Source organism: Mesorhizobium sp. URHB0026 (assembly GCF_054059755.1).
In genome coordinates, this window is the sequence record NZ_JBSSCN010000002.1 from 188,151 (window position 1) to 209,737 (window position 21,587).

Below are 21,587 nucleotides of genomic sequence, written 5' to 3' on the forward strand. Positions count from 1 at the left end.
CTCTTCCGCAACCTCTTTTTGCAGGTCTCGGCGCAAGCGTTCCGCTGCGTCGGATTTTCGTCGCATGTCCGCTCGAGTTCGCGATCGATAGTCTCGCGAGACCCCTCCACCGGATCCTGTTGCGGAGATGTTTTCGGGCCGGCTTCGATCTTGCCTCTCGCTGGGAGCGGCGCGGAAGGGAGATTTCGGCATCTTCAGCTTCCCTTCGTCCGTCGTCACACCTCGACATTTGGAATGAAGTTGTGGCATCCCCGCCCAACAGGATCGTGGATGATTTGTTCCGAGACAGGACCCTGCGGGGTCTTTTGGCCCTTTTGGCCCGCCCGCATCAGTTTCGATCCGCTCCCGGGCCCGGGACATTCGAGGCGATTGAAAGTTCGGCTAAGACAGATGTCCAGGTCTTTTCTCCCCAACCTCACCCTCGGAAGCCCTCATTCGCAAGCTGCAGTGAATCTCTGAGCTGCGGGAATCCGATCTGGCTGTCCTGAGAGGAATCCCGATCCAGGAGAAGGAATTTCAGGCCAATCATGACCTTGTCCGTGAGGGCGACCGGCCTTCCCATTCGTTTGTCCTCATCGACGGCCTGGTCGGCTCCACCAAATATACCGGGAGGGTAAGCGGCAGATCACACATTCTTCGTGACGGCGACATCCAGATCTGCACGGACAACAACTTTCGGTGATGGACTGCAGCTTGTCGACCCTGACGCCATCGCGTGTCGGCTTCATGCGGCACGACACGCTGCGCGCCATCTGCGAACAGCATCTTGCACCGGCGACAGCGTTCTGGCGGTCGCTGATCGACGCCGCCATCTGCAGGGAATGGGTCATCAATGTCGGACTGCGCGAGGCCTTTTCGCGCCTGGCTCACATGTCGTGTGAGCTGATCTACCGGCTGCGTTCGGCCGGGCGCATCGAGGGCCACGTAGCGGAAATTCCGTCAGGGATGAAAGCGGCGAAAAACTGTTGAAGCTCTGCATTTGTCTGCAGGTTAAGCGCGGTGGGATGACAGGCCTCGAAAGCCACTGCCAAGTCTGGTGCCAGGCATCTCTTGCGAGTTTGCGGTCTAGAAAACGATCGCCAAACCGCAGTTCGAGCCAGGCAGCGGAGCTGCCTGACCCGATCCCTGTGTCGGCCCGCCCACGGCGCGGGTGCTCGACCGCCAGCAGGCGATAAAATTGGGGCGATCGCATCGGTGGGCAAGAAGGCCAACCAGAACACCGAGCCTCGGGCGGATCGCGAACGGCCATCGAAGCGAAATACTTTGACCGAAAGTGCGGCCTCCCCAGGACGAGGCACTCAAGATTCTCAAGAATACCGGGCGCAGGATGATGAGGAAGCGAAACGGCGGTCAGGCGACCGGTAGAAGCAATCGCCGCTTGACCGTCCCAACCGATGGCGGCGCATGATCTACCTCGACACCTTTTCAACAATCCGCTTCATGCCGCGGGCCGGGCTCCGTCTAGACCGGCAGACGCAGCCGAGCGACCATTGCGGCATGCGGCCGAGGCACCTTGCTGTCGAGCGGAATGCATGGCTGCGTCGGGTGGCCGAAGATGAAACGTTCCTTCACGGATAGGAATGCTGCAGATCCACCGCGGGGTTAGTAGACCCTATCTGATGCGGCGGGCCCGGCAACGCCACTGTACCGGTATGTGAGCAGCCGAAAAGCAGCGCGATCTGGTCTCACAACAGCTTGCCCACGAGGCTCTGAAGAGGTCCTTCCAGCGCCGCGGCCCCCGACCGCCGTCTCGTCAACATGATCGCCGAAAGCGCTGTGACTGTGGCCGCAATCACTTCGATCGTTCAGGCGAGAACGCCGGTTAAGGCGAGGCAGGCGCCTCGGCGATCTTTTGCAGCAAATTCCTGCAGGCTCTGCTGCGGATCCATCGCCGGCGTGACCCGACGCCCTCGGGAGGCGGTTCTCGGCCGCTTGGGTGTCGGGCGAATCGGAATCTATTGTAGGCTCCCGGCCGGGGGGCAATGGCGACGCCGGCGAACCGGCTGGGCGCAAGCACTCTGCCCTTCCCCAGGCTGCCCTGATCGATGATGGTCAGCGTGCAACTGGCGAGAGCGCGTCGCTGCTGTCTCCTTTGTGCTTACCGAAAAAACGTCCGAGATCGGCCCGGGCCGGAAGATCTTTGCATGGCCGATGGCCAGCCGAGCCTTACTGCGAGTGGCAGCAAGGTGTGACGGAATGCCGAACCTATCAGCGGTACGGCCGGTAGTGCTGCAAGAGCGAGCCCCGGCTTCGGTGAGGGATAGTAATAACCCGAGACGAACACCAGGCCGGCGACCGAGGGAGCATGCCTGCGGGCCATCTCCAGCGCAATCCAAGCGCCCCAGGAATGTCCGAGCACGAGATCTTTGTGGACGCCGAGGTTGGCGGCGGCCTCGTGGAAGAGGTCGGCCTGCTCGCACGCAGACCAGCGTTTTCGAGCCGGTCGCGTGCTTCCGCCGAAGCCAGGCCGGTCGAAGGCGAGGACCCGATGTTTGGCACTCGCCAGGTCGAGCACGCCGCTAACCGCAAAATCCTCCGTAACCGAGCCACTCCCATGTAGCAGGAGCAAAGGAGGCCCGCTGCCTTTCTCGATGATGCTCAGGTCCACCCCGTCGATCCTCAGAGTGCGTCCCATGCAACGGGGAGCCAAGGCCTTCCTGGCGCGCGCGTGATTGTATGCCGCCGGCGACACGGCGGCAGCGCAAACGGCGTGGCGAGCTTTATCCGGTTTGAAAACAAACTGAACTCCAGCGCTGGGTCTACAGTGGTCCACCGTTGCGTCGCGGTTGCGCATCCGCATCGGCGTCGCCTAACCCGCCGTATCTTTGCCATCAGGTATCGAAGTCTCATGGAACCCCTGCCGGACGTCGCTTTCCGAGATCGAAGGCATCGCCGGAGCTCAGCACGTGAACCCTCAGATCATGAATGGAAAGGGCGGCATCAGGTTCGCCTTCCGCGATGTTGGAATGTGTCACGCCGGCTGCATCGACCAGATAGACAGCGCCGCTGCCAATGACCTTAAACATCTCGCCCTTCACCACGATTGCGGTGTCTTCATCGATGCCGATGCCGAGGACGCGCGGGTTCTGCGACACCGCCCCGATGAGCCGCCCAATGCGGCCCCGCTCCGCAAAGTGCTGGTCAATGATCACATTCGGCAGCAGGCCCAGCCCGGGAGCCATGCGAATGTGGCCGATCCGAAAGGACGCCGCGTTCGGTCCCCTCACCATCATCGTCTCGCTCATGACCGACGCGCCGGCGGACGTGCCGGCAACGATGCCTCCGGCTTCATAGATTTCGTGCACCCGCTCGTCGATAGGCGTGTCGCCGATCTGGCTGGTGATCCGGAGCTGGTCGCCACCGGAGAAGAACACCGCACTCACGTCTGCAAGCGCACTTATTTTTTTTTCATGAGCTGCCTCGAGGCGGTCGTTGACGTAGAGTTCGATGACATCCTTGATGCCCAGCTCACCGAAGGACTTCTGATACTTCTCGAGATAGCCATCCGGTTCATGAGACGCGATGGTGGCAAGCACCAGGCGCCCGTTCGGAACCAGGCTCGCTACCTCCTTCAAGATGACACGATCGCCATCATGGTCCTCGTGGCCGCCGATGATGACGAGCGTTCCGGCTTTACCGTTCGAGGATCGCTTTTTCTTCCTATCGGTCATTTGCCCACGTCTTTCTTGCGCAGGAAAACGTGCGGGTGGTTGTCCTCGCTGGTCATGAATGCGACTGCGAACTCCCGGCTGTTATGCGCCCATCCAGACATGCCGGTCGCGGTAAGCACGATGGCTCCGGCTTCGCCGCCGATCGCCTCGACTTCGTTGAGCGCGGGATTCAGCACCTGCTCCAGGCCGCTCTCAGCCTGTCCCGAGGACAGTGCCTGCCGCGCCGAGAGTGCCTGCATGACGTGAGCGGCGAGAGCCTTTCGCGCGATATGCTCACCGTCTCCCGAAAGGGCCACGGCTCCCAACCGGTTGTCGGCATAGTAGCCGCAACCAGGTTGCGGAGAATCTCCCACACGACCCGGAGCACTGCCGTCCAGTCCGCCGGTCGAAGTGCCAACAGCGATGCCCCCGTACTGATCCAGGGCAACCACACCGATCGTATCCTTCGCCTCCGACTTGCTGGAGGCCTCGCGCTGCTGCGGCGTGATCAAATCCGCCGGATGGCAAAGCTCCAGCTGCTTGTCGGCGGCGAAACGCCGGGCCCCCTCCGATGCCAGCAGGATTGGCTTCTCATGCAGCATGGCTTTCGCGACACTGATGGGATGGCGCACGCCCTTGATCACTGCGACGGCACCCACATTGAAGTCCCTGCCCTCCATCAAGCCAGCGCACATCTCGACCTCGCCGTCCGAATTGAGGGCACTTCCATATCCCGCATTGAACGTCGGGTCCGCCTCGAGGACACGACCGGCAGCTTCCACCGCATCGACCGCGGTTCCGCCGCCGGCCAGGACGGCCCGACCTGCCTCGAGTGCCTCGATGCATCCATTGCGATGCGCCTCCTCTTCTTGCGGATCGATCTCCTTGGCGCCGCCATGCAGGATTAGCGACCACATCAGCCGGCCCTCAGATGGCGAACATGGGTCTGATCAGGCCCTCGCCTCGAAGGCGTCGCGCCTCCGAAGCCGGTCACCTGTCGCCACACAGCCTCAACGTCGTCGACGGTGAGCACGACAAGGTCGTTCTCACGTGCAAGCCGGAGACACACGTCGACGGCCTCCTTCTCGGGACAGACGGCGTGTATGCGGCCTGGGGCGCAGCCGGCGGTCAAGGCACCTTCCCGCAGCAAGCCGGCGATCGCGCCGGGGGCGCGGCCGCGCAGCTCCTGCTCATCTTCCTTGAAGACGATGACATCGAATATCCGCGAAGCGATCGCACCCATCTTGCGTATGTCGCAATCGCGGCGGTCACCCGGTATGGCGACCAGGCCGATCGTGCGCTGGTAATCGCGCCTCATGTGGGAAACGAGCTTTCCGAGCGCCTTCAGCCCCTCCGGATTGTGCGCATAGTCGACAATAGTGCGGAAATCATGCCCGTCGAAGACGTTGAGGCGACCGGGAGATTGCTCGAACGAGGTGCTAAACTCGCCCAGCGCCGCCCGGATCGTTGCCGCCGGAATGTCGTGGCAATGCGCCATCGCGACGGCTGCCAGGCTGTTGGCAACGTTGAATTCGGCCGAACCCTCGAAGGTCGCGGGGATTTCGTCGACGCTCATCAAGAACATCGACTCCCCATCCTCGTGGATGAAAATGTCCCAACCGTCGCTGCTGGGCTCCCGGGTCACGGCGCGGCCGCCTTCCGCCAGGTGGCTACGCAAGAAATCGGGCCACTCGCTCCTGCTCGCCAGCGAGAAGTAGCAGATCCTGCCGCCCGCATCGCGCGACATTGCGGACGTGTGGACATCATCGGCATTGAGAACGCTCCATCCGCCGCGGCGGACGGACTGGGCGACGACCGACTTCACTTCGGCCAGATCTTCGATGGTGTCGATGCCCTTCAGCCCGAGATGATCGCCATGGACGTTCAGCACCGCGCCAACGTCGCACGCGCCGAAGGCGAGCCCTTCGCGTAGGATCCCGCCGCGTGCACATTCCAGCACCGCGACATCGACGCCCGGCTCGCGCAGCACTATCCTGGCGCTTTGCGGACCCGAGCAGTCGCCTGCGATGATTCGTTCGCCGTTCAGGTACACGCCGGTGGTCGAGGTGAGCCCGACAGTTGCACCATTCGCCTGCAGGATGTGCGCCAGCATTCTGGCGGTGGTCGACTTGCCGTTTGTCCCTGTGATCGCGAAAATCGGAATGCGGCCGTCCTTGCCACCCCTGAAGAGTAGATCGAGCACCGGCCGTGCCACGTTGCGGGCGCGACCCGAGGAAGGCTCGAGATGCATGCGGAACCCGGGACCGGCGTTCACCTCTATGATGCCACCGCCGGTCTCGCTGACCGGCCGTGAGATGTCGGGGCAGACAAAGTCGATCCCGGCAATATCGAGACCGACGATCTGTGCCGCCCGCCTGGCGATCAGCGCGTTTTCGGGATGGATTTCTTCCGTCCGGTCGATCGCCGTCCCGCCGGTGGAGAGGTTGGCGGTGGGCCGCAACAGCACCATTTGACCAGGCACTGGAACGCTCGCCAGGGTGAGCTGCGATTTTGACAGGAAATGCTCGACGCGTTCGTCGATCTCAATGCGGGTCAATACCGAGGAATGGCCCTCTCCCCTCCGCGGATCGCGGTTCGTCTCTTCGACGAGCTGGGCGACAGAACTCCGGCCATCGCCGACCACATGGGCCGGAACCCTCTCGGCAAGCGCCACCACCTTTCCGCCGATCACCAGGATCCTGTGGTCCAAGCCGACGAAATGCTTCTCGACGATAACGCTGCGGCTGTGTTCTCGCGCCTGTTCGAAGCCCCAGCGGACGTCGTCTTCTGTTGCGAGACCGATGTTGACGCCGCTTCCATGATTGCCATCGAGTGGTTTGGTGACCACAGGGTAGCCCAGCCGTGCTGCTGCTGCGACCGCGTCCTGCGCCGATCGCACCAGTTCCCCGCGTGGCACCGGTAGCCCCGCCTGTTTCAGCAGGAATTTGGTCAAGTCCTTGTCCGAGGCGATCTCGGTCGCAATCTCGGAAGTGAGGTCGCTGCAACTGGCGCGGATCCGCTTCTGGTGCTTTCCGTGACCAAACAGCACGAGGCTGCTGTCGTCGATCCGCGCCGTGGGAATGCCCCGTCTCTCGGCCTCGCGCACCAAGGAAGCAGTCGTGGGGCCTAAGGCACGCTCGGCGGCCAGGCGCTTGAGCTGCTGCAGCCTAGCTGCGAACTCGAATGGCCCCTGCGTTTCCGCAATGTCGCCGAGCCCATCAACGCCACGCAGATTGGCCGGCAACAGGCTGTCCACCAGTTCAAGCGCGAGGCGTCCCGCAAGCAGCCCGACAAGCTCATCCTTATAGGCGAACATGACGTTGTAAGTGCCCGGACTGCCTTTGACCGACCGTGTCTTTCCTCGTGTCACCCGGTCACCGAGCATTCTCTGCAGTTCCAGGGCGACATGCTCGACGACGTGGCCGAGCCAGGTTCCTTCCTGCATGCGGCGGACAAACCCGCCGGCGACGCCATAGCTGCAGCCATGGGCCGCAAGGCCGGGCAACAGGCGAACAATGTTTTCGGTGAATCCGGGCAGTTTGTCTGTCGGGAACGCTTCAAGGTCTCCGAGGTCTATCCGGATCTGGACCATAGGTGTCATGCTGTAAAGATGGGGGCCGCGGAACACCCGAGCGTCCTCGACACGGATAGTGCGAAAACGCGAAGCGTTTCGATGAATTTCGGTGTCCGACATAGTCCGTTTCTCCTGACTAATCCCGCAACTTGTTGAGGGTCGGTCAGTTCCCGGCTACGAGATGCAAATCTTTTTGCAGGACAGGAAACAAAAAGCCCTTTTAACATATGTTGGCCAAAGAACAGAGTCTAATCATCCTACCTGCCGCGAGGGGCAGGCCAAGCATTCCGGCTGCTCGTTCCTAAGCATTCGCCCGCCACGCCTCGGCCCATTGGAGGCGAGCCCCGACCAGGATGGCGTACAAACCACGGACTGTACAGAGATCCCAGCTACCGAGTGCCGTATGCCGGGCTTGGGCTCGTGGCGACCGCTTTAAGCGCAGCATCGAGGCGTTTAGATTTTCAACGCCGGACGGCCACGGGGGAACATTTCCAAATGCCCTGTGTTTGGCGCCACCCTTGCACAACGGAAGTACGGCCATGCAGCGTCGGAATCTGGTTAAGGCCGCGCTGGTCAAAGAGATCGAGGCGGTCCGCCTCAGCATCTCGCTCCTTGAAAGCGAGTTGTGGAAAGCTGGCAGACCCAAGAAGATTGGATGGCGTTCAGGATACGAGCTAGCCGCTCAAAAACCTCGCTTTGCAAACTGGAGAGCGCGCTTGCGCACTATCCGTCGGTGACGCGAGCCGGAGCATTGGACAGCAACAGCTTGAGTTGCGGGCAACGGAACCAGGTAAGTTTGGAGGAGCAAAATGGCTGACAGGCGCTCGATCAGAACTCCGTTAGCTCGAGTGCGGGGCCTTGGATCGGCTAAGCACGGAACCGAAGCGTTCATGCTGGAGCGGCTGACATCTGCTGCACTGTTGATCCTCGTTATTTACGTCGTAGCGGTCGTCATAAGGCTGATTGGAGAGCCCCGAGATGTCGTCATCCGCGTCATCGGATCGATCTATGTCGCACCCGCCCTCATCGCCTTCGTTCTGGTCAACTGCGTCCACATGCGGCTGGGCATGCAATCGATCATCGAAGACTACTGCCACGCCACCGTGCTGAAATCGGTCCTGCTGATCGCCAACTGGTTGTTTTGCTGGGCAGTAGCGCTCGTCAGCTTTTTCGCCGTGCTCGTAATCAGCTTCCGATAGCAGGTTCACGGCCTCGCGTGGCCTGCGCGCGCCTCATCTGATTTGCGGCAGCCTGTCCCATTGATGGAAAGGGGGTGGAGAGGTCAGGTCCCACTCCAATGTGGTAGCTCCTGGCCCCCACGGATTCATGCCGGCGGCTCTTTGCCGGTAGAAAGCTTCCAAGATGCCGAGGAGGAAAATCACGACACTGGCGGCCGACAGGTACGATCCATACGAGGACACCATGTTCCAGCCGGCGAATGCGTCGGGATAGTCGACATAGCGACGCGGCATGCCAGCCAATCCAAGGAAGTGATGGGGGAAGAAGACGAGGTTCACGCCGACGAAGGTCGTCCAGAAATGGATCCCAGCCAGAAGCGGATTGTAGAGATATCCCGTCATTTTCGGAAACCAGTAATACCAGCCCGCGAAAATGCCGAAGATCGCTCCCAGTGAAAGTATGTAGTGGAAATGCGCGACGACGAAGTATGTGTCGTGCAGTTCACGGTCGAGGCCGGCATTTGCGAGTTGAACGCCCGTCACGCCGCCAACGGTGAACAGGAATATAAAGCCGAGGGCCCAGAGCATCGGCGTCCGCAGGCTGATCGAACCGCCCCACATGGTTGCAATCCAGGAGAACACTTTAATCCCGGTCGGCACTGCGATCACCATCGTGGCGAAGGTGAAGTAGCGCTGGGTGTCGAGGCCTATCCCGCTGGTGTACATATGGTGGGCCCAGACGACGAAGCCGATCACTCCGATCGCCACGATTGCGTACACCATCCCCAGATACCCGAAGATCGGCTTTCGCGAGAAGGTCGAGATCACCTGGCTGACGATGCCGAACGCCGGCAGGATCATGATGTAGACTTCCGGGTGGCCGAAGAACCAGAAGAGATGCTGGTACAGCAGCGGGTCGCCTCCGCCGTCCGGCGCGAAGAACGTGGTTCCGAAATTGCGATCGGTCAGGAGCATGGTGATGGCGCCGGCCAGCACCGGCAGAGCCAGCAGCAGCAGGAAACCGGTGATGAGGATCGACCAAACGAACAGGGGCATCTTGTGCAACGTCATGCCCGGAGCGCGCATATTGAAGATCGTCGTGATGAAATTGATGGCGCCCAATGTCGAGGAAGCGCCTGCAATATGAAGTGAAAGAATGACCAGATCGACGGCAGGACCGGGATGGCCCGACGTCGACAACGGCGGGTAGAGGAACCAACCGGTGCCGGGTCCATAGCCGCCGGGGACGCTGGGCATGAAGATCGACAACAAAAGCAGCATGAATGCCGGCGGCAGCAACCAGAACGATACGTTGTTCATGCGCGGGAACGCCATGTCGGGGGCGCCGATCATGATCGGAACCATCCAATTGGCGAAGCCACCGATCAGGGCGGGCATCACGGTGAAGAAGATCATGATCAGCGCGTGGGCCGTGGTGAATACGTTATAAAGTTGCTTTCCGGCATCTACCGCCTCGTCGCCTTGGTAGCCGTAGATCATCGACGCCAGTCCCGGGAAAAACTGGATGCCGGGTTGCTGCAGCTCGATTCGCATGCCCACCGACAAGAGCATCCCAATGATGCCCGCGAGGAAAGCGAAGATCAGATAAAGTGTGCCGATGTCCTTGTGGTTGGTCGAGAACAGCCACCGGGTGATGCCGCTTGGCTTATGGTCGTCGCGACTGCCTGGAACTGCCGCCGTATCTTCGCTCATGACCTTCTCCGCTTGACCTGTCCGTCAACCAGCACCCGAACCGTGCTGGAACTTGATTGTTCCCTCACCGAACCGGCGGTAGGAACATTCCACGGAAGCTGCGGTTAGGTTCCGCGGGGCCGGCCCTGCACGGCTGAGGATCCACGTCCATGCTGGCGATAATTGCTGCGAGCCTGGTTCTGACGACGGTGGTTGGCGGGCTGATATCCGCCTTCTGGATCGAGGCGCGTCATGGTCTCCATGACCCCACGCCGCCGGACATGTCTGTGCCTAGGCAATTGAACGCCCGGCTTGGAGCCGATGGTCCTGACATGGGCGCGATCACGCGACACTCGATTCGAGAACAAGAGCCGGCTGGCTGCTGCTCGGCTTCGCGCTCGGCGGTTTCGTGGACGGCATCGTCTTGCATCAGATCCTGCAACGGGATCATCTTCTCTCGGGCCTGGCCGGCCCGGCGGGCTCCGACCTGCGCTTCCAGATCATGGCCGACGGCCGGTTCCACCTGTTCATGTACGTGCTGGCGGTCACCGGCGCGGTGCTGCTGGTGCCGCCAGGGCTTCCGGCGCGCGTCCAGGGAGGACGACCGAGATCCTGCGGCTCGCCATGGTCGGGTTCGGCGTCTGGGTCGGGTCCGGCGTCTGGCATGTGTGGATTCCGCTGTGTTCCATTGGCTGCTGGGCCTGCACCGGATCAAGATGAACAGCGACATACCGCTCGCATGGGATATTGCGTGACTGATCATCTTCGGCATCGCGCCCTTGGCGTTGGTGCTGGTGCTGCCGAACCGCGGCGGACCGGCACGCGGTGCTTCGGCGGCGCTGACCAGCATCGTCCTGCTTGCAGGATTGTCAGCGGGGGCCGGACCGCTCTTCAACGGCGCGGCCAATCCCATCCTCGTCTTTCGGGCCGGCATGGAACCGGCGGCGATGATGCGGGCCATTCAAGCCGCCGACCTGAATCTCAAATGGATCGACCGCCGGCCTGGTCCGCCTATGCCGTCGACGTATCCGCCCAGTGAACTTTCTCCTTCCACCTGCTGCCTCGCTTTTTGTCATTCAAGGGGAACAAGGTGATCTCGGCGGAGTTCGGCGCCCGCTGAGTGCATTATTGAAGGAGAACAACATGCATTTTGTGAAAGCGCTTATCGCCGCGATTGCGATCAGTCTCATCAGCCCGGCAGCAATGGCTCAAACCGCGAAGAGGTCCCCGCAGGAATTTGTCAAAGCAGCTGCGAGTTCAGACATGTTTGAAATCCGCTCGAGTGAATTGGCGCTGCGCAAATCGCAGACATCACGAGTGAAGGAATTCGCTCGCATGATGATTAAGGACCACACGACTTCTTCCAAGCGGCTCTTGTCGGCCGCAAAGAAGGACGACCTCCCTGTTGAACCGGAGATGACAAGCAAACATGCTGCCCAGTTGGAAGCGCTGAGCAAGGTCAGCGGCGAGTCGTTCGATAACGCCTATGTCGAGGCCAGGTGGCAGCGCATCAGGGGGCCCTGGCGCTGATGACCTCCTACGCGAAAAACGGTCGGGCAAAACATCTGGCAGCCCATGCTAAAAAGACCGCGCCGGTCATCCGGCAGCATCTCAAACATGCCCAGCAACTGAGCAAGAGCGGTTCTCAGGGCTGAGTGAGTGTCGCCTGCCTGCGGACCGGAACAGCCCTCTCCCGGTGTATAGCCTGCCGCCAACCTCTGACGCCTCCTCCTCGGCAGCCTGCAAGGCACCTTGAGCGTGTTTGTTGATGCGAACGGCTGACCGGAGGCAACCGGCCCGGCCTATTGAAGCTCTATCACCTCGGCACCTCAGCAGCCAGAGCTGCCAACTTGCGGTGTACCGACGGCAAACCATAATCCAACATCACTCCCAGCGTCATTTTATGGATCGTGCCGGAACATCCGCGCGACGGTGAGGTTAGGCTCGATCTGAACGCCTCCCAAGAGACTTACAAGGATCAAAATGTATATAAATCTTCGGCATAAAGAGGATAATGAGCCGCAAACCCGAAAAATATTGTTGTGTTTCTCACACCTGAGGTGGGATTTCGTTTTCCAGAGGCCTCAGCACATTCTGGAACAGGCAACCCAACTCTACAATGTATTTTTTTTCGAAGAACCTATACTAACGGAAGAAACCACTGCCTATCATAAAAGCTACACGACCGCGGAGGGGGTGGTGGTCGTGGTGCCGTACATCCCGAGATATTTCAACGGACCCCAGATCACGCGTGCGCAACGCAAGCTGGTCGACGGCCTGGTGGAAAGCCTCGAAGCGACGCCGGCACTGCTCTGGTACTATACGCCCATGGCCCTGCCTTTCAGCCGGCACATTTCCGCTGAGCTTTGCGTCTACGACAACATGGACGAGCTTTCGAGCTTCCGTGGGGCGCCGCCCCGGATGATGGCGCTGGAGCGCGAACTTTTCAGGCGCGCCGATGTCGTCTTCACCGGCGGCCAGAGCCTTTATGAAGCCAAGCAGCATCGTCATCGCAACATCCACCCATTCCCAAGCAGCATCGACAAGGCCCACTTCGGCAAGGCCCGGCTTCCCGGTGCGTCGTCTCTCGACCAGGAAGAGATTGCCCGCCCCAGGCTTGGTTTCTTTGGTGTCATTGACGAGCGAATGGATCTGGGCCTGGTGGACCGCATGGCGGCCTTGCGGCCGGACTGGCAGTTCGTGATGATCGGACCGGTGGTCAAGATCGACGCGGCAGGCCTTCCACGCCGGCCGAATATTCATTGGCTGGGGGGCAGGGACTACAAGCAGCTCCCCAGCTACCTGGCCGGATGGGACGTCGGAATAATGCCGTTCGCCAAGAATGAGGCGACGAAATTCATCAGCCCGACCAAAACCCCGGAATTTCTTGCCGCAGGCGTGCCGGTGATATCCACCTCGATCCGGGATGTGGTGCGGCCCTACGGACAGCTTGGCCTGGTCGAAATCGCGGATGACGCGGAGAAGTTCATAGCACGGGCCGAACATTTGCTGGCTCGCCCGAAGGACGACTGGCTGCGAAAGGTGGATCGACACCTGGCCGGCATGTCCTGGATATCCACCTGGGAAGGAATGCTGTCGCTGATAGCCGAAACGCGAGGGGGGCACACATCTAGTCAGCACGCGATAAATGCGTCGGAGAGCAGCTATGTTTGATTGGCTGGTTGTCGGCGCCGGCTTTGCCGGGAGCGTGCTCGCCGAGCGGCTCGCCTCCCAGCGTGGAGACCGGGTCCTTGTTGTCGACCGGCGGCCGCATGTCGGCGGGAACGCGTATGACTGCTACAATGAGGCAGGCCTGCTGATCCACAAATATGGACCCCACATCTTCCACACCAATTCCGAGCAGGTCTTCGATCATTTGTCGCAATTCACGGAATGGCGTCCGTATGAACACAGGGTCCTGGCCGAAGTCGACAAGACGCTGGTGCCTGTGCCGATCAATCTCCACACGATCAACACGCTGTACGGACTGGATCTTACGTCGGAGCAGCTCGAAGACTGGTTCGCCGCGCGCGCCGAGCCGGTCGAGGATATCCTCACGTCCGAAGACGTGGTGGTGAGCCGTGTCGGGCGTGAACTCTACGAGAAGTTCTTCCGGGGCTACACCCGCAAGCAATGGGGAGTGGACCCGTCCGAACTTGACAAATCCGTCACGGCGCGCGTCCCGACCCGGACCAATCGCGACGACCGCTATTTCACAGACAAGCTTCAGTATATGCCCGCCGCGGGCTACACCCGCATGTTCGAGCGCATGCTCGACCACCCGAACATCCAGGTCATGCTCAAGACCGATTATTCGCAGATGCGCGAAGAGTTCGGCTACAAGCGGCTGATCTTCACGGGGCCGGTCGACGAGTATTTCGGCTACTGTTACGGCCGGCTTCCCTATCGCTCTCTGCGCTTCGAGCACAAGACGCTGGAACAGGAATGGCATCAGCCGGTTGCCGTTGTGAACTACCCGATGGAGCACGACTACACCCGCGTGACCGAATACAAGCACCTCACGGGCCAGCAGCACCCCTGCACCAGCTTGACGTACGAATACCCGACGGCGCAAGGTGATCCGTACTATCCCGTGCCGACCGCCGAGAATGCGGATCGCTACAGGAAGTATGAGGCGCTGGCGCGGACGACGGAGGACGTCTGGTTCGTCGGCAGACTGGCGACCTACCGCTATTACAACATGGACCAGGTGGTCGGCCAGGCCTTGGCAACATTCCGTAGAATAGAAGCCTCGGTCCCCGGCGCCAACCGCGCTCCTCTTGAGACGGCGGTGTCCAAGATGAACGGCATTCTGCAAGCAACGCAATGACGGCCCGCACCATGCAGACCGGAACCGTGCTAGCGACGCCTGAAATCTGGGGAGGATTCGAATGCAGCATCATTCGGCTGAGGAACCGATGGCGTGACGAAACTGCCGAGACAGGCCATACCGGCAGGCTGGCCGACCTGGACCGTATCCGAGATCTGGGCATAAGAACGCTCCGCTACCCGCTGCTCTGGGAATCAATCTCGCCCGACGACATCGAAACGGCCGACTTCTCCTGGCACGACGAGCGCATGCCGCGGCTGAAAGAGCTCGGCATCGACGTCATCGCCGGACTGCTTCACCATGGCAGCGGCCCCCGCTACACAAACTTGCTCGATCCAGCCTTTCCCGAGCTACTGGCGCGGCATGCCCGGCGCGTCGCCGAACGCTACCCCGAGATCCGCCGCTTCACGCCGGTGAACGAGCCGCTGACAACCGCCCGTTTCAGCGCTCTTTACGGACATTGGTATCCCCACCGCCGCCGACTGCCGGATTTCGCGCGGGCGCTGATCAATCAGTGCCGCGGCGTGGCGCTTGCGATGCGGGCGATCCGCGAGGTGACGCCGCATGCGGCCCTTGTCCAGACCGAGGATCTCGGCAAGACGTTCAGCACGCCATTGCTTGGTTACCAGGCGGACTATGAGAATGAACGCCGCTGGCTGACGTTCGACCTGCTGTTCGGCCGCGTGGATCGTAGCCACCCCTGGTTCTCCCGGCTTATCGATCATGGGATTGCCGAGCAGGAGCTCCAGGCCTTCGTCGACGAGCCCTGCCCTCCCGATATTGTCGGGGTGAACCACTATCCGACCAGCGAGCGTTTCCTTGACCACCGCCGCTCCAAGCTACCCGCCGGAGCCCTGGTCGGCGGCAATGACCGGCATCATTATGCCGATCTCGACGCAGTGAGGATGCATCTTCCGCTTGGATCATTGGGGCCTGAGCCGCGCTTGCGCGAGGTCTGTGCACGATACGACCGGCCAGTCGCCGTTACCGAGGTTCACCACGGCTGCAGTCGCGATGAACAGCTTCGCTGGCTGAACGAGGTCTGGAGCGCCGCAAACCGCCTCGCCGGCGAAGGCAAGAACATCGCCGCCGTCACAGCCTGGGCGCTGTTCGGATGCGTCGACTGGAACAGCCTGCTGATGCGCGAGGAAGGGGCCTATGAAGCGGGAGCCTTCGACGTCCGCAGCCCATCGCCGCGCTTGACCGCCCTGGGACGCGCAGTGCGGCAGATGGCCTCCGGCGCGCGCCCGAGGCATCCGGTTCTCGACAGTCCCGGCTGGTGGCGCCGGGACACGCGGTTCTTCCGGCCGCCTCCGGAAACAACGGCCGAACTCGGTGCCGAGGGCAACGCCCGCAAAGTGCTCATCCTGTGCAAGGACGCTGCACTGGGTGGTGCCTTCTGCCGCGTCGCTGCACACCGGGGCCTGGAATTCATTGCTCTTGACGCGAATGACCTCAACATTACGGAGCCGCATTCCGTGCGTCGCGTGCTGCTCAAGCATCGGCCATGGGCATTCATCCGCCTGGCGAGCGCGCAACCCGCCGACGGCCGCCTCGACGGGCAGCACGCGACTGGCGAAGGTCCAGCGGATGGAGCGGTGCTGGCGACCGTCTGTGCCGCGGCCGGGGTGGCGTTGATGACGGTGACGTCGGATGCGCTGGTCGCCAAAACCCTGTCGGGCGGTTTGGTGGAGAGCTGCCCCGTCACCCCGGTATCGGGGATCCGGAACCTCAACGCCACAGTCGAAGAGATGGTGATGAAGCATCATCCCGGTGCGCTGGTAATCCGCACCAGCGCCGTGTTCGGACCATGGAACACCGGCGACGCCCTTTCCCAGATCTTGGATAAAATCGCTGTGGACCGCGCGCTCCGCTTGCCGGCGGACGCAGTCTGCTCCCCCACCTACGTTCCGGACCTGGCCCACGCCCGCCCTCGACCTCTTGATCGATGGCGAGACGGGACTATGGCACCTCGCCAATGACGGCGCGGTCAGCTGGTACGAATGGGCAAGAGAGGTTGCCGATTCGCTCGGCCTCGATCCGCGACTGGTGTTGCGGGATCATGGCGGCGCCGGGGACCTCGCGCCCGCCGCGCTGGCCAGCGAACGGGGTCAACTCATGCCTTCCCTGGCAAGCGCCCTGGGCCGCTTCCTGCGTGAGTGTGATGTCCGCTGGAACAAGACCTCCGCTGCCTTGGGCAGCTGAGAAGCGACAAAGAAATCCAAGAGGCCGAGATGAGAGAACCGACCGCGTTTAACAGCTTTTTCCTTGGTGGCTTCGAGTGCTCGAGCCATCGTCGCGCAGATGGCGTCCGCCTCGACCTGCTTCGCGCCACCTGCCACGACGAGGCATCGGAAACGGACTACCTAGAACTTCAGCGTCGTGGTATCCGCACCGTCCGTGACGGTCTGCGCTGGCACCTTATCGAGAGAGAGCCCGGCAATTACGACTGGTCGAGCTTTCTTCCGATGCTGCGCGCCGCCGACGCCACCGGCACTCAGGTTGTCTGGGATCTCTGCCATTACGGATGGCCCGACCATATCGACATCTTTTCACCGGAATTCGTGGAGCGTTTCGCCCGGTTCGCGGAAGCCGTCGCCAGGGTCATTCACGATGAGATCGGTTCGGTACCCTACTTCTGCCCGGTGAACGAAATTTCGTACTGGTCATGGGCGGGTGGCGACACCGGCCGAATCAACCCGTGCGCGAGCGGCCTTGGAGGCGAATTGAAGCGCATCCTGGTACGAGCCGCCATTGCCGCCATGGACGCGATCCGGCGCGTTGATTCCCGGGCCCGCTTCATCACCGCGGAACCGCTGATCAACGTTGTCGGCTATGCCCATGATGTCGAGCATCAGCTCGAGGCGGAGCGTTACAGGCTCTATCAGTTCGAAGCGCTCGACATGCTTGCCGGGATTCAGGAACCGGAGTTGGGCGGCCGGCCCGAATACCTCGATATCGTCGGCGTGAATTTCTATCCCGACAATCAATGGCTCCTGCACGGCCCGACAATTCCCTTTGGCGATCATGCCTATAAGCCGCTGGCCGACATGCTTGTGGAAGTTGCACAACGCTACAATCGGCCCGTCTTCATTTCCGAAACCGGCGCCGAGCGCACGGCAAGGCCCTCCTGGTTTCACTACGTCGTCGCCGAAGTCGTCGAGGCCATGCAGTGGGGCGTCCAGTTAGAGGGAATTTGCCTTTACCCCATCATCGACTACCCCGGATGGGAGAATGGTCGGATGTGCGATGTCGGCCTGCTCGGTCCCATGGGAGAGCATGGCAGGCGCCCGGTGTGCCAGCGCATGGCGGACGAATTGGCCGAGCAGAGCCGGAAACTGCTGACGCTTCAGCGTGAACTCACGTCACGGACATATGCCGGAGGGACTTATGCGGTATCTGAAGCCTCAAGCAGGTAATCCGCTGCCTCCGTTTCTGGAGGGGTCGGCCGCGTTCATAAGGCACTATGTCCACAGGCAGCTGCCACAGTTCATCCTCCTGACCGTGCTGGTGATCTCCGCCGCGTCCTGCGCCGTCGCCATCCAGTACGTGATGAAGGTGCTGGTCGACGCCATGGCCGGCCCTCGCGACAGCTCTGCCGCGCAGACGGCTCTCGCCATTTTCATCAGCCTCATCGCGGTGGAGAGCATCCTTTGGCGTCTCTGCGGCTGGCTCGGCTGCAAGGCGACGCTCGCGATCGGCGTTCAGATGCGGCTCGACCTGTTCGATTTCCTGAACGGCCAGCCGATGAAGTACTTTGCTGAGAACCTCGCCGGCTCGCTTGGCCAGCGGGTTACCGCGACGGCGGGCAATTTCGGCGCCCTGACTAACATTGTCATCTGGCGGATTGCGCCGCCGGCCGTCGACTTTATCGGCACCGTCATCGTGTTTACGGTCGTCGACTGGCGCATGGCCGTGGCCCTGGCTTCCGCTGTCGTCGTCATCATGGGCGGGCTGCTTGCGTTCGGGGAACGGGGAAGGCACCTGCACCGCACTTATGCATCCTATGCCAACGAGGTCGGCGGCAGCCTGATCGATGTCATCACCAACATGTGGTCGGTGAAGGCATTCTCGGCCCGATCACGCGAGCACGCCAGGCTGGCCGCGAGCTTCCGAACCGAAGCCGATGCACAGCGCGACAGCTGGATGTATACGGAAAAGGCGCGCCTCATCCACGACATCGCGCTTTGGGTGATGGCCGGCGGCATGCTCGCCTGGGCCGTCCGGCAATGGAGCCGGGGCGAAATCACGCCCGGAGACGTCGTCCTGGTCAGCGCTTTGACGTTCCGCATCCTTCACGGGTCTCGCGACATGGCGCTATCGCTCGTGGACATGGTTCAGCATTTCGGCTTCATCGAAGACACGCTGCGCATCATCGGCCAGCCGCAGACCGTGGTAGACCTGCCTCATGCGCCGGCCATCCGTCCGGGTGGCGGGGCCATCGAGTTCCGCAAGGTGTCATTCACTTACGGCACTCAAGTCGACGCGATCCACAATCTCAACCTGTCCATTCCCCCGGGCCAGAAGGTCGGAATCGTTGGTCCGTCCGGAGCGGGCAAATCGACTTTTGTCCATCTCCTGCAGCGGCTCTACGACGTTCAGGGGGGCCAGATCCTGATTGACGGTCAGCCGATAGCCTCGGTCACACAGGACAGCCTGCGCGAAGCGCTGGCCGTCGTGCCGCAGGAGATCCTGCTGTTTCACCGGACAGTCATGGAGAACATTCGGTTCGCACGTCCTGAGGCCAGCGAGGAAGAAGTTTACGCCGCTGCGCGGGCTGCTCACTGCGAAGCCTTTATTACGAGGTTACCTAAGGGGTACGACACGCTCGTTGGCGAGCGCGGCGTGAAGCTTTCCGGCGGCCAGCGTCAGAGAATCGGCATTGCCCGCGCGTTCCTCAAGGCTGCTCCCGTGATTGTCTTGGACGAAGCAACATCTGCCCTGGATACCGAGTCGGAATTGGTGATCCAGTCTTCGCTGGTCAAGATGTTTCGAGATCGCACCGTGATCGCGGTCGCGCATCGCCTCTCGACCCTTTCCAGCTTCGATCGTATTTTGGTGATGGATGGCGGCCGCGTGGTCGAAGACGGCAGCGCTGCGGAGCTGAGAGCTCACGGCAGTTTGTTCGCTCGCATGTGGAGACTGCAGGCTGAAGGTATCACCCTCGACGCGGCTGAATAAACTGCTCTCACATCCCAGTCGACCCCATCGGCGCGCGCGAAAGGAATGCCCGAGTCGGACCCGGTGACAATGGCCATGCGCGGCCCAAGCTTCAGGCTTCGGTCGGGCGGGGCTGGTCTTCATCGACCCGGCCATGACTGCTCTCCATTGGTCTCCAGAGTCGGCTGCCCGGCACGACAATCAACCACTTGCCTGTCGAGCTGGTAGCCCGCCCGAACCTCGGCGGAGGCGGGTGGTTCCCAGTTTATCGGGGCCGGGCTGATTGATCTGGATGGCACCACCGACTTTGCATCCCTATATCGGTTGGAGGCTCGATCACGCGAGCCTCCCATCCCCTGCGCTTCAGAGACAGTTTGCATGACGTCACCCGAGACCGCTGAACAATCCCGAGCCATCCCGATGCAGCTTCCCGCCCTGCGCAACAGCTATGCGCAGTTGCCGGAGCGGTTCTTCGCGCAAACAGATCCGAAGCCGGTGTCCGAACCCCGGCTGATCCGGTTCAACCGGCCACTCGCCGAGGAACTCGGACTCGATCCCGATCAGCTTACCAGCCCGGACGGAGTGGCGATGCTTGCCGGCAATAGATTTCCGGAAGGCTTGCAACCAGTCGCCCTGGCCTATGCTGGCCACCAGTTCGGAAATTTCGTGCCCCAACTCGGCGACGGACGCGCTCTGCTGCTTGGCGAAGTGGTGGACGTCAATGGCATTCGGCGCGACATCCAGTTGAAGGGATCGGGACCGACGCGGTTCTCGCGCAACGGTGACGGCCGCGCAGCCCTTGGCCCTGTCCTGCGCGAATATGTCGTCAGCGAAGCAATGGCCGCGCTGGGCATTCCGACGACGCGGAGCCTGGCGGCGGTGCTCACCGGCGACCCGGTCTATCGCGAGGTCCGGTTGCCCGGCGCCGTTCTGACACGAGTGGCGGCAAGCCACATTCGGATTGGAACCTTCCAGTATTTCGCCGCGCGCAACGATACCGAAGCGGTCAAGATCCTCGCTGACTATGCAATTCAGCGTCACTTCCCGCAGTTGGCGGGGCAAGCACGGCCGTACCGCGCTTTGCTCGAGGCCGTTGTCGTCGCACAGGCTGATCTGGTGGCGCGCTGGATGCTGGTCGGCTTCATCCATGGCGTCATGAACACCGACAACATGGCGGTGTCGGGCGAGACGATCGACTATGGCCCATGCGCCTTCATGGACGCCTATGACCCCAGCGCGGTGTTCAGTTCGATCGACCGCGGCGGTCGTTATGCCTACGCCAACCAGCCCCGTGTCGCCACATGGAACCTTGCGCGCTTTGCCGAGACGCTGCTGCCCCTCATGAACACGGACGAGAATGAGGCAGTTTCTGAAGCAGAAGATGTGCTGAGGTCGTTTCAGTCCTGCTATGAGACTGTTTTGCAGCGCGGTTTCCGCAGAAAGCTCGGGTTGCTGACCGAGGCGGAAGGCGACTTGCAGCTCGCGGCCGATTTTCTGGATGTGCTGGCTCGCGGCGAAGTGGACTTTACGCTCGGCTTCCGGCGCCTTGGCAATGACCTCGACGCTGCTGACGGCCAAGGCACGGCACGGCAGTTGTTTCAGGATCCAGGCGCATTCGATGTCTGGTCGGCGCGGTGGGGCGAGCGTATCGCAAGCGAAGCAGCCGACACGGCCATGCGCCGGGCAGCGATGCATGCCGCCAATCCCAAATTCATCCCTCGCAACCATCGCATCGAGGCGATGATCCAGGCGGCGCTCGGCGGCGACTTTGCACCTTTCGAGGAGATTCTGGGGGTCGTCAGCCGGCCCTTCGATGAGCAACCCAGCATGGAGCGCTACGCCGAGCCGCCCCGGCCGGACGAGCGGGTCCTGCAGACCTTCTGCGGCACCTGAGACATCCTGTGCACCGCGCCTTCCCCCGGGAATGCGGACCGGGGGTTGGCAAGCTGACATCATGCGGTCATATGGCAGTGCGCGATGTCACTTCCCGGCGACAGCGACGA

15 protein-coding genes and 2 pseudogenes are annotated in these 21,587 nt (G+C 61.7%); 12 read left to right on the forward strand and 5 right to left on the reverse strand.

Annotated features, from left to right (window positions below):
• The first annotated feature begins 693 nt into the window (after positions 1-693).
• Complete coding sequence (locus ACVWWD_RS29535; protein ID WP_156939445.1) at positions 694-969, forward strand: hypothetical protein; 276 nt, start codon at positions 694-696, stop codon at positions 967-969.
• A 1,129-nt stretch (positions 970-2,098) separates the two neighbouring features.
• Here ACVWWD_RS29535 and ACVWWD_RS29540 read toward each other — a convergent pair.
• From ACVWWD_RS29540 to cphA, 4 genes are all read right to left on the reverse strand, one after another.
• Positions 2,099-2,608, reverse strand: a complete 510-nt coding sequence (locus ACVWWD_RS29540; RefSeq protein ID WP_245275616.1) for an alpha/beta fold hydrolase — start codon at positions 2,606-2,608, stop codon at positions 2,099-2,101.
• Between the two features lie 238 nt (positions 2,609-2,846).
• On the reverse strand, positions 2,847-3,671 hold the full coding sequence (locus ACVWWD_RS29545) for a cyanophycinase (RefSeq protein ID WP_023774665.1): 825 nt from the start codon (positions 3,669-3,671) through the stop codon (positions 2,847-2,849).
• A complete protein-coding gene (locus tag ACVWWD_RS29550; protein ID WP_023774666.1) occupies positions 3,668-4,567 on the reverse strand; it encodes an isoaspartyl peptidase/L-asparaginase family protein in 900 nt (299 codons plus the stop codon). Before ACVWWD_RS29550 ends, ACVWWD_RS29545 begins: the two co-directional genes overlap by 4 nt.
• Positions 4,567-7,344, reverse strand: a complete 2,778-nt coding sequence (cphA, locus tag ACVWWD_RS29555; protein ID WP_457103674.1) for a cyanophycin synthetase — start codon at positions 7,342-7,344, stop codon at positions 4,567-4,569. The genes ACVWWD_RS29550 and cphA overlap by 1 nt, the downstream gene beginning before the upstream one ends.
• Before the next feature lie 689 nt (positions 7,345-8,033).
• Here cphA and sdhD point away from each other — a divergent pair.
• The gene (sdhD, locus tag ACVWWD_RS29560) at positions 8,034-8,423 is read left to right on the forward strand and encodes a succinate dehydrogenase, hydrophobic membrane anchor protein (RefSeq protein WP_031241491.1); all 390 of its coding nucleotides are present in this window, start codon (positions 8,034-8,036) and stop codon (positions 8,421-8,423) included.
• 33 nt (positions 8,424-8,456) lie between these two features.
• Here the strand turns inward: sdhD and ctaD are convergent, their stop codons facing one another.
• Positions 8,457-10,115 (reverse strand): cytochrome c oxidase subunit I, encoded by a 1,659-nt coding sequence (gene ctaD / locus ACVWWD_RS29565; protein WP_457103675.1) that lies wholly within the window; start codon positions 10,113-10,115, stop codon positions 8,457-8,459.
• A 388-nt stretch (positions 10,116-10,503) separates the two neighbouring features.
• On the opposite strand from ctaD, the pseudogene ACVWWD_RS29570 reads away from it, so the two are divergent.
• The 10 genes and pseudogenes from ACVWWD_RS29570 to ACVWWD_RS29615 form a co-directional block, all read left to right on the forward strand.
• Positions 10,504-10,602 (forward strand): annotated as a pseudogene (locus tag ACVWWD_RS29570) (DUF2243 domain-containing protein); the annotation flags it as partial.
• Positions 10,603-10,873: 271 nt separating this feature from the next.
• On the forward strand, positions 10,874-11,188 hold the full coding sequence (locus tag ACVWWD_RS29575; RefSeq protein WP_023774672.1) for a hypothetical protein: 315 nt from the start codon (positions 10,874-10,876) through the stop codon (positions 11,186-11,188).
• A 169-nt stretch (positions 11,189-11,357) separates the two neighbouring features.
• A pseudogene (locus ACVWWD_RS29580) lies at positions 11,358-11,749 on the forward strand (DUF4142 domain-containing protein).
• Positions 11,750-12,077: 328 nt separating this feature from the next.
• Positions 12,078-13,268: a glycosyltransferase family 1 protein gene (locus tag ACVWWD_RS29585; protein WP_352565447.1), complete on the forward strand. Its 1,191-nt coding sequence runs from the start codon at positions 12,078-12,080 to the stop codon at positions 13,266-13,268.
• A complete protein-coding gene (glf, locus tag ACVWWD_RS29590; RefSeq protein ID WP_023774675.1) occupies positions 13,261-14,424 on the forward strand; it encodes a UDP-galactopyranose mutase in 1,164 nt (387 codons plus the stop codon). Before ACVWWD_RS29585 ends, glf begins: the two co-directional genes overlap by 8 nt.
• Positions 14,421-16,406: a sugar nucleotide-binding protein gene (locus ACVWWD_RS29595; protein WP_457103676.1), complete on the forward strand. Its 1,986-nt coding sequence runs from the start codon at positions 14,421-14,423 to the stop codon at positions 16,404-16,406. The genes glf and ACVWWD_RS29595 overlap by 4 nt, the downstream gene beginning before the upstream one ends.
• Positions 16,366-16,629 carry a hypothetical protein gene (locus tag ACVWWD_RS29600; RefSeq protein WP_457103677.1) on the forward strand — a complete coding sequence of 88 codons (264 nt, stop codon included), beginning with the start codon at positions 16,366-16,368 and terminating at the stop codon, positions 16,627-16,629. The genes ACVWWD_RS29595 and ACVWWD_RS29600 overlap by 41 nt, the downstream gene beginning before the upstream one ends.
• A 29-nt stretch (positions 16,630-16,658) precedes the next feature.
• On the forward strand, positions 16,659-17,843 hold the full coding sequence (locus ACVWWD_RS29605) for a glycoside hydrolase family 1 protein (RefSeq protein ID WP_352732583.1): 1,185 nt from the start codon (positions 16,659-16,661) through the stop codon (positions 17,841-17,843).
• Positions 17,815-19,605 carry an ABC transporter ATP-binding protein gene (locus ACVWWD_RS29610; RefSeq protein ID WP_023774678.1) on the forward strand — a complete coding sequence of 597 codons (1,791 nt, stop codon included), beginning with the start codon at positions 17,815-17,817 and terminating at the stop codon, positions 19,603-19,605. The genes ACVWWD_RS29605 and ACVWWD_RS29610 overlap by 29 nt, the downstream gene beginning before the upstream one ends.
• Positions 19,606-20,004: 399 nt before the next feature.
• The gene (locus ACVWWD_RS29615; protein WP_023774679.1) at positions 20,005-21,477 is read left to right on the forward strand and encodes a protein adenylyltransferase SelO; all 1,473 of its coding nucleotides are present in this window, start codon (positions 20,005-20,007) and stop codon (positions 21,475-21,477) included.
• Positions 21,478-21,587 lie beyond the last annotated feature (110 nt).

Excerpts from the sequence above, each read along its gene's own strand:
- ACVWWD_RS29585 (WP_352565447.1), top strand. The coding sequence starts at position 12,078 with ATGTATATAAATCTTCGGCATAAAGAGGATAATGAGCCGCAAACCCGA.
- ACVWWD_RS29545 (WP_023774665.1), bottom strand. The coding sequence starts at position 3,671 with ATGACCGATAGGAAGAAAAAGCGATCCTCGAACGGTAAAGCCGGAACG.
- glf (WP_023774675.1), top strand. The coding sequence starts at position 13,261 with ATGTTTGATTGGCTGGTTGTCGGCGCCGGCTTTGCCGGGAGCGTGCTC.
- ctaD (WP_457103675.1), bottom strand. The coding sequence starts at position 10,115 with ATGAGCGAAGATACGGCGGCAGTTCCAGGCAGTCGCGACGACCATAAG.
- ACVWWD_RS29605 (WP_352732583.1), top strand. The coding sequence starts at position 16,659 with ATGAGAGAACCGACCGCGTTTAACAGCTTTTTCCTTGGTGGCTTCGAG.
- cphA (WP_457103674.1), bottom strand. The coding sequence starts at position 7,344 with ATGTCGGACACCGAAATTCATCGAAACGCTTCGCGTTTTCGCACTATC.
- sdhD (WP_031241491.1), top strand. The coding sequence starts at position 8,034 with ATGGCTGACAGGCGCTCGATCAGAACTCCGTTAGCTCGAGTGCGGGGC.
- ACVWWD_RS29550 (WP_023774666.1), bottom strand. The coding sequence starts at position 4,567 with ATGTGGTCGCTAATCCTGCATGGCGGCGCCAAGGAGATCGATCCGCAA.
- ACVWWD_RS29595 (WP_457103676.1), top strand. The coding sequence starts at position 14,421 with ATGACGGCCCGCACCATGCAGACCGGAACCGTGCTAGCGACGCCTGAA.
- ACVWWD_RS29610 (WP_023774678.1), top strand. The coding sequence starts at position 17,815 with ATGCGGTATCTGAAGCCTCAAGCAGGTAATCCGCTGCCTCCGTTTCTG.
- ACVWWD_RS29615 (WP_023774679.1), top strand. The coding sequence starts at position 20,005 with ATGCAGCTTCCCGCCCTGCGCAACAGCTATGCGCAGTTGCCGGAGCGG.